The organism is Nocardiopsis deserti (genome assembly GCF_008638355.1).
Classification (GTDB): Bacteria; Actinomycetota; Actinomycetes; order Streptosporangiales; family Streptosporangiaceae; genus Nocardiopsis; species Nocardiopsis alborubida.
Genome location: NZ_VWVS01000019.1, coordinates 12,923 through 27,455 on the forward strand (window position 1 = coordinate 12,923; position 14,533 = coordinate 27,455).

Annotated in this window: 11 protein-coding genes and 1 riboswitch; of the genes, 7 read left to right on the forward strand and 4 right to left on the reverse strand. The window is 73.3% G+C overall.

Annotated elements, in window-relative coordinates:
* The first annotated feature begins 372 nt into the window (after positions 1-372).
* Positions 373-627, forward strand: a complete 255-nt coding sequence (locus FYW99_RS24665) for a hypothetical protein (RefSeq protein ID WP_150254421.1) — start codon at positions 373-375, stop codon at positions 625-627.
* 99 nt (positions 628-726) lie between these two features.
* On the opposite strand, the gene FYW99_RS24670 is transcribed toward FYW99_RS24665, so the two are convergent.
* Positions 727-1,524, reverse strand: a complete 798-nt coding sequence (locus FYW99_RS24670; protein WP_150254422.1) for a siderophore-interacting protein — start codon at positions 1,522-1,524, stop codon at positions 727-729.
* 152 nt (positions 1,525-1,676) lie between these two features.
* Positions 1,677-2,207, reverse strand: a complete 531-nt coding sequence (locus FYW99_RS24675; protein ID WP_223839504.1) for a hypothetical protein — start codon at positions 2,205-2,207, stop codon at positions 1,677-1,679.
* A 198-nt stretch (positions 2,208-2,405) separates the two neighbouring features.
* On the opposite strand from FYW99_RS24675, the gene FYW99_RS24680 reads away from it, so the two are divergent.
* Complete coding sequence (locus FYW99_RS24680) at positions 2,406-2,777, forward strand: VOC family protein (protein WP_150254423.1); 372 nt, start codon at positions 2,406-2,408, stop codon at positions 2,775-2,777.
* Positions 2,777-3,079: a hypothetical protein gene (locus FYW99_RS24685; RefSeq protein WP_150254424.1), complete on the forward strand. Its 303-nt coding sequence runs from the start codon at positions 2,777-2,779 to the stop codon at positions 3,077-3,079. The genes FYW99_RS24680 and FYW99_RS24685 overlap by 1 nt, the downstream gene beginning before the upstream one ends.
* A 45-nt stretch (positions 3,080-3,124) precedes the next feature.
* On the opposite strand, the gene pdxR is transcribed toward FYW99_RS24685, so the two are convergent.
* Positions 3,125-4,657 carry a MocR-like pyridoxine biosynthesis transcription factor PdxR gene (gene pdxR, locus FYW99_RS24690; protein WP_150254425.1) on the reverse strand — a complete coding sequence of 511 codons (1,533 nt, stop codon included), beginning with the start codon at positions 4,655-4,657 and terminating at the stop codon, positions 3,125-3,127.
* Positions 4,658-4,725: 68 nt separating this feature from the next.
* On the opposite strand from pdxR, the gene FYW99_RS24695 reads away from it, so the two are divergent.
* On the forward strand, positions 4,726-5,379 hold the full coding sequence (locus tag FYW99_RS24695; RefSeq protein ID WP_150254426.1) for a pyridoxamine 5'-phosphate oxidase family protein: 654 nt from the start codon (positions 4,726-4,728) through the stop codon (positions 5,377-5,379).
* Between the two features lie 494 nt (positions 5,380-5,873).
* On the forward strand, positions 5,874-11,357 hold the full coding sequence (locus FYW99_RS24700; RefSeq protein ID WP_150254427.1) for an ATP-binding protein: 5,484 nt from the start codon (positions 5,874-5,876) through the stop codon (positions 11,355-11,357).
* A 184-nt stretch (positions 11,358-11,541) separates the two neighbouring features.
* Here the strand turns inward: FYW99_RS24700 and FYW99_RS24705 are convergent, their stop codons facing one another.
* Positions 11,542-11,973, reverse strand: coding sequence for a PPOX class F420-dependent oxidoreductase (locus FYW99_RS24705; RefSeq protein ID WP_150254428.1), 432 nt, complete (start codon positions 11,971-11,973; stop codon positions 11,542-11,544).
* Between the two features lie 181 nt (positions 11,974-12,154).
* Positions 12,155-12,368, forward strand: a riboswitch (cobalamin riboswitch).
* Positions 12,369-12,427: 59 nt separating this feature from the next.
* On the opposite strand from FYW99_RS24705, the gene FYW99_RS24710 reads away from it, so the two are divergent.
* Together FYW99_RS24710 and FYW99_RS24715 are read left to right on the forward strand one after the other, a co-directional pair.
* Positions 12,428-13,462, forward strand: coding sequence for an ABC transporter substrate-binding protein (locus FYW99_RS24710; protein ID WP_190394803.1), 1,035 nt, complete (start codon positions 12,428-12,430; stop codon positions 13,460-13,462).
* Positions 13,459-14,475: a FecCD family ABC transporter permease gene (locus FYW99_RS24715; RefSeq protein ID WP_150254430.1), complete on the forward strand. Its 1,017-nt coding sequence runs from the start codon at positions 13,459-13,461 to the stop codon at positions 14,473-14,475. The genes FYW99_RS24710 and FYW99_RS24715 overlap by 4 nt, the downstream gene beginning before the upstream one ends.
* Positions 14,476-14,533: the final 58 nt, after the last annotated feature.

Consider the following 14,533-nt stretch of genomic DNA (forward strand, 5'->3'; position numbering starts at 1 on the left):
GCGTGCCGGTCCGTGTGACCGGCGGGGTCCGTGGTGTCAACGCTAGACGGGGGAGCGGGGGCGGCGCTTCTCGATTCCTGACCGGACGGCCCGCTTCGCGCCGCCGCGGTCCGGCAGGACACCTGGTCGGCCGCGGCGCCGACGCTCGTGGACGAGGGGAGCGGCGTCGGGTGGCGCGAAGGAGAGGGGCTCAAAGCGGGTCCTCGGAACCGTCAGGAAGTCGTCGGGCGGTCCTCTCCCGCGCTGGTCTCTCCCGCGCTGGTCTCTGCCGCAGGGGATCGGCCGCCGGGGGAGTGCCGAACGCACGCTTGTAGCCGCGGCTGAACTGTGACGGGGTTTCTCCCGCTACGGATTCCCGGCGCACCTCGAACCGTGGAGGTCCGCCTGGGGGACGGGCTGGGAAACGACTTCGTGCGGGATTACAGGATTCTGCACGACAACGGTCACAACGTACTGGCGTTTGATTTTCGCAACTGCGGACTGAGCGCGGCAGCGAACGGAGGAATGGCGTCGAAGCCGACTCTGACCTACGGCGTCCACGACGATCCGCTGGTCCGGCCCTCGGATCGCGAAGGCGTCTTCGAGGCGATGGGCGCCGGAGACGGCGGGCGGGCCCTGGATGAGTGATTCCCGGGGGCCGGTGGTCATGGGCCGTCAACCGCGTCACAACACCACCACGGGCTCCCTCGCCTCGTGCTCAGGCCAGGCGTCCGTGGAATGACCCGTCTAGTCCATGGCGGCGCGGCCGTGGCGCCAGTAGCCGATGAAGGCGATGTCGTCCTTGGGGATGCCGTGTTGGCGGACGAGGATGCGGCGTAGTTCGGTGGGCAGGGTGTTCTCTCCTGCGACGAAGCAGTAGGGGCGTCCTTGGGGGAGCGGGGCGGCGCGTACGGTCTCCAGGGCGAGTTGTCCGGGGACGGTGTGGGGGTCGGTGCGCGCGAGCCAGTGCACCTCCACTCCGGGCGGGGCCTGGACAGGCCGGACGTCGTCTGTGCAGGGTACTTCGAGGTAGGCCTGTCCGCGCAGGTGGGCGGGGGCCTGTTCGAGGATGGAGAGCAGGGCGGGCACGGCGCTCTCGTCGCCGACGAGCAGGTGCCAGTCGGCCTCCTCCGAAGGCAGGTAGTACACGCCGTCCGCGAGCATGCCCGCCTCGTCCCCGGGAACGGCGGCGCGGGCCCAGGCGGAGGCGGGACCGGCGTCGCCGTGGTCCACGAACTCGATGTCCATCTCCAGCGCCTCGGGGTCGAAGCGGCGCACCGAGTAGCTGCGCACGTGCGGCTGGCGGCTCGGCGGCATGGCGCGGAGTTGCTCGAACCACCGCTTGTCGGCGTCGGCGGGCATGTGCAGCCGGTCCTGGCCCGCGCGGGGCAGGAACAGGCGCACGAACTGGTCCCGGCCGAGGAAGGCGAAGTCGGCCAGCTCGGCGCCGCCCAGGGTCACCGTGACGAAGTGCTTGCTCAGGCGCTCGGTCCGCACCACGCGGGTGCGGATCATCTCGCGGTGGCCGGGCTGTTCGACGCGCACGGGACCTCTTCTTCCTCGCCTGGGGACACGGGGGCGGGCTGCCTCCAGGTGAGGTTAGCCGAACCTTGCTTCGGCCGCGTTGCCCGAACCCCGGCCCCCGGGGTCCCTCCAGCGACGGAGCCTCCCGCGCCGAACCCGGGCGCCCGGCCGGGTCAGCCCCGGGGCTCGGGGCGGGCCCGGCACCATGCCTCCTCGAAGTCGCTGCCGCTGATCTCCAGGGACGCGTGTCGCGGCTCGTACAGGTCGCAGGGCGGGTTGAACGGCCAGTCCTCAGGGCCCGTCCTGACTGCGGTGCCGTCCGCGTCGATCTCGACCTGCCGCAAGCGACGACCGTCCGGACCGAGCTCCATCAGGAAGACCTCCGGGTCGCCCTCCTCCTGCCAGCGCAGGTACACACGGTCCCGACCCGCCAGGGCACCGAAACCGGGCTGGTCGCGCTGGGCGTCCCGTTGGGCGCGCAGACTGGACAGCGGGTTCGGATCCGGCGCGTCGAGGTGGACCTCCTCCAGGGCCCATGTCCGCGCATGTGCGAGGGCGTAGGGGTCAGTGACCACCTCGACCTCGGCGCAGGTGCGCACGATCTCCTCCGCGGACCCGGCCCACACCCACCACCACAGGCCACCCATCCCGTAGTCGTGGAGGACCAGGTGGCGCGTCTTGGGAACTCTGCTTCGTCGGTGCACGACCCGGGATCCTGTGCCTTCCTCGGACGGCCCCGCCGCGCGGACGGATGCCCGTCTTTCACTCCTCTTGCCCGAGAGGTAAATCTACGTCGTAAAGGCAACGCCTGTCCGTTCTGCCTTCGATCGGGGAGAACTCTGACCGGAGACCGGAACCCACAACGGGACACGACTGTCGTCACCGTGCCGGAGAATCGGCGTATGACACAGCCAGCACACCGACACCACGCCATCGACTACCTGGAGCTCACGGTCACCGACCTGGACCGGGCGCGACGCTTCTACTCCGAGGCGTTCGGGTGGCGCTTCAACGACTACGGCCCCGGCTACGCGGGCATCCAGAACCCCGAGGGGCCGGACGCCCCCGAGGTGGGCGGCCTCGCGCTGGGCGAGGAGACGCGCGCGGGCGGCCCCTTCGTCCTGCTGTACTCGACCGACCTGGACCGTTCCGTCGAGGCCGTGGAGGGCGCGGGCGGCCGTGTGGTGCGGGGCCCCTACGCCTTCCCCGGCGGGCGCCGCTTCCACTTCACCGACCCCAGCGGCAACGAACTGGGCGTCTGGGCCGAGGCCTGATGGGCGGGCAGGGACACGAGGGGGGCGACCCCGCTGTGGAGCACCTGACCGCGACCCTGCGCCGCCGTCGGGAGGAGCTGGCGGGAGCGGCCGGGGTGCGGATCGGCAACGCCCTGGTCGTGCACGCGCTCGCCACGCACATGTGGGCGGGGGTGCCGGTCCCGGCCGTGGCCTGCCACGCCTCCGTCGACCCGTTGCGCCTGCGCGCCTCCGCCGGGCCGGTGACCTGTCGCAGGTGTCTGACCCAGAGCGGTCAGGAGCGCCAGCGGCAGGTTCCCGGGCAGACCGCGCTGGAGGTGTGACCGGTCGCGGCCGGTCGCCTGTGCCCCGGGCTCCCGCCGCCCGGCTCAGGCGGGGCCGGGCGCCTCTTCACGGTCGTGGGCCCCTTCGCGCCCGGTGTGGCGGGCGACGGCCTCGTTGAGGACCGCGCAGGCGCGGCGCAGGTCGGCGGGGTGCGCTGACCCGTAGCCGAGGACCAGTCCGTGCACGGTCGGGGCTCCGTGGCTGGCCCGTGAGGTGTCGTCCACCAGGACGCCCCGTTCGGCGGCCTCGGCGACCACGGGGGCGACGGCACGGGCTGGCAGCGGGAGCAGGACGTGCAGGCCCGCGGTGTCCCCGAGGGGGCGCGTGGTGAGGAGTTCGATCATCAGTTCGCGGCGGCGGGCGTACTCCAGGCGCATGCGGCGCAGGTGCCGGTCGAGGTCGCCGCGTTCCAGCAGCAGGGCGGTCGCGGCCTGGACCGGGACGCTGGTGCGGTCCGACAGGTCGTGGCGGACGTCGGCCAGGCGTTCCAGCAGCGGGGGTTCGGCGACGATCCAGCCGATGCCCAGGTCGGGGGAGAGGGTCTTGGACAGGGTGCCGAGCAGGATGACGCGGCCGGGGTCCAGGCCGTAGAGGGCGGGCAGGGGCGCCACGTCGTAGCGGAACTCGGCGTCGTAGTCGTCCTCCACGACCACCGCCGCGTTCTGGCGGGCCCAGGCCAGGAGGCGTTCGCGGCGAGGGACGGGCAGCCGTCCGCCGAGCGGGTACTGGTGGGCGGGTGTGGTGTAGACGAGGGACAGGTGGCCGGGCAGGTGCTCGGTGAGGATGCCGTCGTGGTCGACCGGGCAGGGGAGCACGCGGGCTCCGCGGGCGGCCAGGATGGTGCGGGCCTTCTGGTAGCCGGGCTCCTCCACGCCCGCGCGGGTGCCCGCGCCGAGCAGGGCGGCCCCGACCAGGTCCAGGCCGTTGCCGGTGCCGCGGGTGACCATGACGTTCTCGGGGCCGATGCGTACTCCGCGGGTGCGGCGCAGGTGGTCGGCCAGGAGTGCGCGCAGCCGGGGCAGGCCGCGGGGGTCGGGGTCCTCGTCCAGGGGTTGTTCGGCCGCGTGCCGCCAGGCCCTGCGCCAGGCGGCGCGGTCGTGGTCGCGGACCCAGGGGGCGCCGGGGCGCAGGTCGATCATGCCCTGGCGGCGGGCCTGTTCCCGGGAGGTGCGCGGGGCAGTCGTGCGCACGGTGGGACTCGCGGTGGCGGAGGGGGTGCCGTGTCCGCTGCCGTCGTCGTTCCCGCTGGCGGTGTGCTCACGGGCGCCGCGTCCGTCGGCGGAGGGGACGGGGAGCCGGGCGGGGGAGGGCGGTGAGCCGTCCTGGGCGACGAACGTGCCCGAGCCGTGGCGTCCCTCCAGCCAGCCCTCGGCGTAGAGCTGCTGGTAGGCCTCGGTGACCACGGTCCTGCTCACGCCCAGCTGCACGGCCAGGGCACGGCTGGAGGGCAGGCGTTCCCCGGGGGCGAGGGTCCCGCCGGACATGGCCCCGCGCAGTGCGTCGGACAGCTGCACCGTGAGGGGGCGGGCGGCGGAACGGTCGAGGTGGAAGGCCGGTTCGGCCAGGCGTCGGGGCACAGTGGTCCTTCGTTTTCGGGCAGAAGTGGCCATGGTCGAAAGGTCCACTTGCTTTCTAGGCTATGGGCATGCTCTCCACGACAGAACGCACCCGGCTGCGCCGCGGCAAGCACAAGGCCCGTACCGACCGGGCCGACCTGTACGACCTCCTGGACGAGGGGATGGTGTGCCATCTGGGGGTGGTGGTCGACGGCGCGCCCATGGTGGTGCCCACCGCCTACGGGCGGGTCGGCGACACCCTGTACCTGCACGGTTCGACCGGGGCGCGGTCGCTGCGCGCGGGCGGCGAGGTGTGCGTGACCGTGACCCTGCTGGACGGCCTGGTGCTGGCCAGGTCGCTGTTCAACCACTCGGTCAACCACCGCTCCGCGATGGTCTACGGCGTGCCTCGGGTGGTGGAGGACGAGCAGGAGCGGCTGGAGGGGCTGCGCGCGCTGGTCGAGCAGTTGACGCCGGGGCGGTGGGAGGAGGCCCGCCAGCCGACCGCGAAGGAGTTGGCGGCCACGCGCGTACTGGCGCTGTCGTTGGAGGAGGCGTCGGTGAAGGTGCGCACGGGTCCGCCGACGGATGACGAGGAGGACCTGGCCCTGCCGGTGTGGGCGGGTGTGCTGCCGGTGCGGCAGGACTTCGGGGCGCCGGAGCCGGATCCGGGTCTGGCTCCAGGGCTGGAGGTTCCGGCCAGTGTGTCGGGGCGGTCGCTGTTCCCGTCGTCGCCGTCCTGAGGTCGGCGCTCGTGTGGCGGGCGGGGACGTCGTGGTTCCGCCCGTCGTCTGGGCTCCGTGAGCCGCCCGGGATCCCGCCCGCCGTCCGGATCCTGTCCGCCGCCAGGGTCCTGCCGCCCGCGGTCCGCGGCGTCGGGTGAGCCGGGAAAACGGTACGCGGGAAAACCGCGGAGGTCGCCCCGTCGGACATTCTTTGGCCTATTGGATAGGCCAATAGTCCTTTATTGCGGCGCGTTCGCCGGACGGGCACCGTCCTGGTCACCGCGGCCGCGGGAGGCGGCCGTTCGATGTGGCGAACCTCGCGTGAAACAGGAGCGGGGCGGCACGGCCGGGCGTTTTTTGTGGGGTTCCCACAACGCATCGGCTTCGCTATGCGTGGTTCGGACCATTGGTGTACCCGGCGGTAATCGACCAGGGTAGAAAGGGTAGGTGCAGGCGACGCTCCAAGACCCGGACGTCGCCTTCTGCGCGTGGGTACTTGGGAGGCTCAACCGGTGTTCAGTCGTGTCGCCATCGTCAACCGTGGAGAGGCCGCGATGCGGCTCATCCACGCTGTCCGGGACCTCTCAGCGGAAACCGGCGCGCGGATCGAGACGGTGGCCCTCCACACCGACGCCGACCGCGACGCCACCTTCGTCCGCGAGGCCGACGTCGCCTACTCGCTGGGGCCCGCCTCGGCCCGCCCCTACCTCGACCACGCCGTCCTGGAGCGCGCGCTGGTCCGGACCAGGGCCGACGCCGCGTGGGTGGGCTGGGGCTTCGTCGCCGAGGACCCGGCCTTCGCCGAGCTGTGCGAGAGGATCGGCGTCACCTTCGTCGGGCCCAGCGCCGAGGCCATGCGCAAGCTCGGCGACAAGATCGGTGCCAAGCTGATCGCCGAGGAGGTCGGCGTCCCGGTCGCGCCGTGGAGCCGCGGCGAGGTCGCCACCCTGGAGGAGGCGCTGCGCGCCGGTGACGAGATCGGCTACCCGCTGATGCTCAAGGCCACCGCGGGCGGCGGCGGGCGCGGCATCCGCATGGTCGCCTCGGGCGAAGACCTGGCCGAGGCCTACGAGCGCACCAGCCAGGAGGCGCTGCGCGCCTTCGGCTCCGGCGTGGTCTTCCTGGAGCGCCTGGTGACCGGCGCCCGGCACGTCGAGGTCCAGATCATCGCCGACGGGCAGGGCACGGCGTGGGCGCTGGGCGTGCGCGACTGCTCGGTGCAGCGGCGCAACCAGAAGATCATCGAGGAGTCGGCCTCCCCGGTCCTGGACGCGGAGCAGACCGCGCAGCTCAAGGCGTCGGCCGAGCGGCTGGCGCTGGCCGTGGACTACCGCGGCGCGGGCACCGTCGAGTTCCTGTACCACCCCGGTGAGAAGCTGTTCGCGTTCTTGGAGGTCAACACCCGCCTCCAGGTCGAGCACCCGATCACCGAGCTCACCACCGGCACCGACCTGGTCCGGCTCCAGCTGCACGTGGCCAGCGGCGGAAGGCTGGAGGGCCCCCAGCCGGTGGAGTCCGGCCACGCCGTCGAGGCTCGGCTCAACGCCGAGGACCCCGACCGCGACTTCGCGCCCGCCCCGGGCCGCATCGCGCGTCTGGCCCTGCCCACCGGGCCCGGTGTGCGCGTGGACACCGGCGTACGCGAGGGCAACACCATCCCGGCCGACTTCGACTCGATGATCGCGAAGGTCATCGCCTACGGTCGCGACCGCGAGCAGGCGCTGGGCAGGCTGCGCCGCGCGATGGCCGAGACCACGGTGATCATCGAGGGCGGCGCGACCAACAAGAGCTTCGTGCTCGACCTGCTCGACCAGCCCGAGGTGATCGATGCCAGCGCCGACACCGGCTGGATCGACCGCGTGCGCGCCCAGGGGCGCCTGGTCAGCCACCGCCACTCCGCTGTCGCCCTGGCCGCGGCCGCGATCGAGGCCTACCAGGACGAGGAGGAGATCAGCCGCCAGCGGCTGCTGTCCACCGCGCACGGCGGCCGTCCGCAGGTGCAGCACGAGAGCGGCCGTCCGCTGGACCTGAAGCTGCGCGGCGTGGGCTACCGGGTGAGCGTGGCCCGGGTCGGGCACCGCCGGTTCCGCGTCGGCGTCTCCGGCGGCGGCGACGTGCACCCGGCGGACGTGGAGGTCGAGCGCTTCGACGCGCACAGCGGCCAGATCGTGGTCAACGGCCGCCGGTTCCGGCTGGTGTCGGCCACGCACGGGCCGGTGCACCTGGTCGAGGTCGACGGCGTCACGCACCGGATCAGCCGCGACGAGGGCGGTGTGGTCCGCTCCCCGGCGCCCGCCCTGGTGGTGGCGACGCCGTTGGCGGTCGGCGACGAGGTCGACTCCGGCGCTCCCGTCCTGGTGCTGGAGAGCATGAAGATGGAGACGGTGCTGCGCGCGCCGTTCCGTGCCCGGGTGCGCGAGTGCCCGGTGTCGGTGGGCAGCCAGGTCGAGACCGGTGCGCCGCTGATGCGGTTGGAGCCGCTGTCCGACGAGGGCGCGGAGGAGGCGGAGTCGGACGTGGAGGCCGTCGCCATCGAGCTTCCCGAGGAGCCCGTGGAGGCCTCCGCGGCCGAGCGCGTGGAGCGCGGCCTCCAGGGCCTGCGCGGTCTGCTGCTGGGCTTCGACGCCGACCCGCACGACCGCGGGCGGGTGCTGGCCGACTACCTGGCCGCGCGCGCCGAGCTGGGCGGGCGTCCGGTCGAGGGCGAGCTGGACCTGTTCACCGTGTTCGCCGACCTGTGCGAGCTGAGCCGCAACAAACCGGGCGGAGAGCCGGACACCGAGCCGCACAGCTCGGTGCACAGCCCGCGCGAGTTCTTCCACAGCTACCTGCAGAGCCTGGACGTGGAGCGCGCCGGGGTCAGCGAGGGCTTCCGGGGCAAGCTCGCCCGGGTCCTGGCCCACTACGGGGTCACCGATCTGGACCGCACGCCGGAGCTGGAGGCCGCGGTCTTCCGGATCTTCCTGGCCCAGCAGAACACGGGCGCCGCGCTGGCGATCATGTCGGAGCTGCTGCGCCGCTGGCTGGCGGGCGGCCCGCCCGCGGAGGCGCTCAGCGAGCGCGCCGGGCTCGCCCTGGAGCACCTGGTGGAGGCCACGCAGGTGCGTTTCCCGACGGTGTCGGACCTGGCCCGCGGTGTGGTCTTCCGCTGGTTCGCCCAGCCGCTGCTGCGCCGCAACCGGGCCCGGGTCTACGCCGCGGTGCGTGACGAGCTGCGCCACCTGGACCGCAACCCCGACGCGCCGGACCGGGCGGAGCGGATCCAGGCCATGGTGGCCAGCGCCGAGCCGCTGGTGCGGCTGGTCGGCCAGCGCATGGGGCGGGCCGGGCGCGACCACGCCCCGCTGCTGGAGGTGCTGACCCGCCGCTACTACGGCAACCGCGGACTGTCGCGGGTCACCGCCCGCGAGGTCGGGGGCTGCCGGTTCGTCACCGCCGAGCACAACGGCGCGGGCGGCCTGACGCGCCTGGTCACGACCGCCGTCGACATCGCGGCCCTGCCCGGTGCCGTCGCCGCGGTCGGCGAGCTCGCCGCCGACGTCGCCGAGCACGGACTCGCGGCCGACCTCTACGTCACCTGGGAGGACCAGCCCGACGCCGACGCGATGGCGGTGCGGCTGGGGCGGCTCCTGGCCGAGAACCCGCTGCCCGCGGGCGTGCGCCGGGTCACCGCCACCGTCGCAGGTACCAGCGGCGCGGTGATGCACCACCACTTCACCTTCCGGCCCGAGGGGACGGGCTTCGCCGAGGACCGGCTGATCCGCGGCCTGCACCCGCAGATCGCCCGGCGCCTGCAGCTGCAGCGCCTGCGCGAGTTCGACCTCACCCGGCTGCCCTCGGCCGACGAGGAGATCTACCTGTTCAGGGCGGTGGCCAAGAGCAACCCGGCCGACGAGCGCCTCTTCGCGATGGGCCAGGTCCGCGACCTGACGCCGCTGCGCGAGGCGGACGGGCGCCTGATCGCGCTGCCCGCGCTGGAGGACACGGTCACCGGGTGCCTGGACGCGATCCGCAACATCCAGGCGCAGCGTCCGCACAACCGGCGCTTCGACACCAACCGCATCATGATGTACGTGTGGCCGGCGACCGAGCTGACCCCCGAGGAGCTGGAGACGCTGGTCCAGCGGCTGTTGCCGACCACGGCCGGGGCGGGGCTGGAGGAGGTCCAGTTCCTGGCCCGCCAGCGCACGTCCTCCGGTGAGCTGACCGAGGTCGCGGTGCGCATCAGCCTGGACCAGGGCCAGGATGCGCGGGTCCACGTCGAGGAGCCCTCGACCGAGCCGGTGCTGCCGCTGGACGACTACCGCCAGAAGGTGCTGCGCGCGGCCCGTCGCGGGACCGTCTACCCCTACGAGCTGACCGGTCTGCTGTCGGGGCCGGGCGGCGGTTTCACCGAGTACGACCTGGACGACAACGGTGTGCTGGTCCCGGTCGACCGGCCGCGGGGGCACAACTCCGCGGCGATCGTGGCCGGTGTGGTCACGACGCCGACCGTGCGCCACCCCGAGGGGGTCACGCGCGTGGTGCTGCTGGGCGACCCGACCAAGGCGCTGGGCGCGCTCTCGGAGCCCGAGTGCTCGCGGGTGATCGCCGCGCTGGACCTGGCCGAGTCGATGCGGGTGCCGCTGGAGTGGTTCGCGCTGTCGGCGGGCGCGCGGATCTCGATGTCCTCGGGCACCGAGAACATGGACTGGGTCGCGGCCGCGCTCAAGCGGATCGTGGAGTTCACCCAGGACGGCGGTGAGATCAACATCGTCGTCGCGGGCATCAACGTCGGCGCCCAGCCGTACTGGAACGCCGAGGCGACGATGCTCATGCACACCAAGGGCATCCTGGTGATGACGCCGGACTCGGCGATGGTGCTCACCGGCAAGCAGTCGCTGGACTTCTCCGGCGGGGTGTCGGCCGAGGACAACTTCGGCATCGGCGGCTACGACCGGGTGATGGGCCCCAACGGGCAGGCGCAGTACTGGGCGCCGAACCTGGCCTCGGCCCGCGACGTGCTCATGGCGCACTACGACCACACCTACGTCGTGCCGGGGGAGGAGGCGCCGCGTCGGGCCAGGACCCTGGACCCGGTCGACCGCGACGTCTCGGTGTTCCCGCACACGGTGGCGGGCAGCGACTTCACCACCGTCGGCGAGGTCTTCTCCGCCGAGCACAACCCGGACCGCAAGAAGCCGTTCGACATCCGCACGGTGATGCGGGCGCTCTCGGACCAGGACCACGCGGTGCTGGAGCGCTGGGCGGGCATGGCCGACGCCGACACGGCGGCGGTGCAGGACGTGCACATCGGCGGCTGGCCGGTGTGCCTGGTGGGGATCGAGTCGCGGTCGGTGCCGCGGCACGGCTTCCCGCCCACCGACGGCCCCGACACCTACACCGCGGGCACGCTGTTCCCGCGCTCGTCCAAGAAGGTGGCTCGGGCGATCAACGCGGCGTCGGGCAACCGGCCGCTGGTGGTGCTGGCGAACCTGTCCGGGTTCGACGGCTCGCCGGAGTCGCTGCGCAAGCTCCAGTTGGAGTACGGGGCCGAGATCGGCCGGGCGATCGTCAACTTCGACGGCCCGATCGTGTTCTGCGTGATCTCGCGCTACCACGGCGGCGCGTTCGTGGTGTTCTCCAAGGCGCTCAACCCGAACATGACGGTGCTCGCGCTGGAGGGCTCGTTCGCCTCGGTGCTGGGCGGGGCCCCGGCGGCGGCCGTGGTGTTCGCCGGCGAGGTCAACACGCGTACCGCGAGCGACCCGCGGGTGACCGGGCTCCAGGAACAGGTGTCGGCGGCCAGCGGCGCCGAGCGGGCCGCGCTCAACGCGCGGCTGGCCGAGACGCAGTCCTCGGTGCGGGCGGAGAAGCTCGGCGAGGTCGCCGCGGAGTTCGACCGGGTGCACAGCATCCAGCGCGCGGTCGAGGTGGGTTCGGTGGACGCGATCATCAGTGCCGCCGAGATGCGGCCGCGCATCATCGAGGCGATCGAGCACGGCATGAAGCGCTAGGGCCGGGCGTGACCGGCCGCGGGTGGACCGCGGTCGGCCGCGCGGGCTGACGGGCTGAGGGGCGGGGTCGCGGCGGCAGGTCGCGGTCCCGCCCCGTCGTCGTGCGCGGGACCGCCCTCCGGGGGCGGCACCGAGGGCTGGCGGTGTGGCCGTCCCCCGGCGCGCGGTCCTCCCGGCGGTGCGGTCAGCGGATCTTCTCGCCGTACACGTGGTCCACGGGCATGGTCATGAGCACCCTGCGGTCGGAGACCATGACCGACCGGTACTCCTCCCAGTCGGGGTGCTCGCCTGCGGCGAGGCGGTAGTAGTCCACCAGCGCCCCGACCTCGGGGCCGTGGGGGTCGGTGCCGGGGCCGGTGAGGGTGGCGACGCCCTCGGCGGTGGCCCAGGCCCAGCCGTCGGGGCTGGTGACCTGGAGCGTGGCGCGCGGGTCGCGGCGCAGGTTCGCCGTCTTGGCCCTGCCCTCGGTCATGGAGACGTGCAGCAGGTCGGTCTTGGCGTCGTAGAAGGGCTGGACGGGGGAGAGCTGGGGGCGGCCGTCGGCCTTGATGGTGGCCAGGACGCCGAGCCTGCTCTGGGCGAGCAGCGCGCGCGGGTCGAACGTCGTGGTGGTCATGTCCGGGGTCCCCTCTCTGCCGGGTGCGGGCGGTGCGCGGTGGTGCGGGGCCGTGTGCGGCCGGTCACGATCGTACTCCCGGTGCGCGCGTCGGTCCCGGCTCCGCCGCGTGGTCCGCGCCGCCGTGTCCGTTGGTCCGGGCCTCTGTGCGCCTTCCGGCCGCGAAGGGCCGAGGGGGCCTTGATAGTCTGCCCGGGCCAGTCGTACCACGTACGTGGTCAGGGAATCCGGTGCGAATCCGGAACTGACGCGCAGCGGTGAGGGGGACGGGCGGGGTACTCACGCCACTGGGGCGGAGGCCGCGGCGACCACAGCGTCGAAGCGGCACCGACCTGGGAAGGCATCCCGTCCGGGCGAACCCGAGTCCGAAGACCTGCTGGCCCCTCCGCGTCGAGTGCGCGGAGGCGTCCCGTGCCAGGCTCCGCGTTCGAGCCCCGACATCCAAGGCATGCCCATGCTGCGTCACGCCCCGCGCCCCCTTCCCCTCCTGCTCGCCTCCGCCCTGCTGCTCACCGCCTGCGCGCCCTCCCCGGACGGGGGGAGCGGCGAGGGGGAGGCCGCCGACGGCGCCCGCACGGTCGACAACTGCGGACACGAGGTGAGCGTCGACGCCCCGCCCGAGCGCGTCGTCTCCCTCAACCAGGGCAGCACCGAGATCCTGCTCTCCCTGGGCCTGGCGGACCGCCTCGTCGGCACCGCCACCTGGACCGACCCGGTCATGGAGGGCCTGGAGGAGGCCAACGAGGGCGTCCCCCGCCTGGCCGACAACGCCCCCTCCTTCGAGGTGGTCCTGGACGCCGAACCGGACCTGGTGACCGCGTCCTTCGTCTCCACGCTCGGCACGGGCGGCGTCGCCACCCGCGAGCAGTTCCAGGAGCTGGGTGTGCCCACCTACGTCTCCCCGACCGACTGCGCCGCGGGCAAGGACAACGACAGCGGGGGGGACGGCTCGCGCAGCGAAGCACTCACCCTCGACGCCGTGTACGGCGAGATCCGCGACCTGGCCCTGCTGTTCGGGGTGCGGGAGCGCGGAGAGGAGCTGATCGCCGGACTGGAGGGGCGGGTGGAGGCGGCGACCGGGGACCTGGACGCCTCCGGGGTCTCCCTCATGTACTGGTTCGCCAACTCCCAGTCGCCCTACCTCGCGGGCTGCTGCGGCGCCCCCGGCGTCATCACCCGCGCGGTCGGGGCGGAGAACGCCTTCGACGACACCCACGACGAGTGGCCCCAGATCAACTGGGAGACCGTCGCCGACCGCGACCCCGACGTCATCGTGCTCGGCGACCTGACCCGCGATTCCCAGACCGCGGAGAGCGCCGACGCCAAGATCGCGTTCCTGGAGTCCCACCCCGCCACCCGTGAGCTCACCGCCGTGCGCGAGGAGCGCTACGTCCTGCTCAGCGGCCAGGCCATGAACCCCTCGATCCGCACGGTCGAGGGGATCGAGCAGGTCGCTGACGGTCTGCGCGCGCTCGGGCTCACCCCGTGAGCGGTGCGCGTCTGGCGCTGCTCTCCTGCGGTGGACTGGTGCTCCTGGCCGTGTCGGTCTCGGTCGCGGTGACCATCGGCCCCGCCGACATCACCACGGTCGAGGTCTGGAGGTCGGTCGCCGCGCGGCTGGGGTTCGGTGAGAGCCGCCTGACGCCGCTGCGCGAGGGCATCGTGTGGAACCTGCGCATGCCCCGCACCCTGCTCGCCGCGGTGTGCGGGGCGGGGCTGGCCCTGTGCGGGGCGGTCATGCAGTCCCTGCTGCGCAACCCGCTGGCGGACCCCTTCGTGCTCGGGGTGTCCTCGGGGGCCTCCACCGGGGCGGTCGCCGTGCTGGTCCTGGGGTGGGGCGGCGCGGTGGTGTCGCTGTCGGCGGGCGCCTTCGCCGGTGCCCTGCTCTCCTTCGGGCTGGTGGTGCTGCTCGCGCACACCCTGGGCGCGAGCATGGACCGCGTGGTGCTGTCCGGTGTGGCGGCCATGCAGCTGTTCTCGGCGCTGACCTCGTTCATCGTGCTGACCTCGGCCGACGCCGAGACCACGCGGGGCGTGCTGTTCTGGCTGCTGGGCTCCCTCAGCGGCGCGGGATGGGACGACGTGGTGCTGTGCTCGGTGGTGCTGGCCGGTGTGCTCGCGGTGTGCCTCGCGCACACCACCACCCTGGACGCGTTCGCCTTCGGGGAGGAGGCCGCGGCGAACCTGGGAGTGCGGGTGGCCCGCGCCCGCATGGTGCTGCTGTGCGCCACCGCGCTGCTCACCGCCGCCCTGGTCAGCGCGGCCGGGGCGATCGGTTTCGTGGGGCTGGTCCTGCCGCACGCGGCCCGCGCGCTCACCGGCGCGGCGCACGCCAGGCTGTTGCCGGTCACCGCGCTGGCGGGCGCCGTCTTCCTGGTGTGGGTGGACACGGTGGCCCGCACCGCGCTGGACCCGCAGGAGATCCCGGTGGGGGTGGTGACCTCCCTCATCGGGGTGCCCGCCTTCGTCGCCGTGCTCTACCGCGCCAGGAGGCACACGTGACCCGTTCAGACCAGGCGCGGGCCCGAGGCCGCAGCGGTGCGCCGTCCGCGACGGCGCC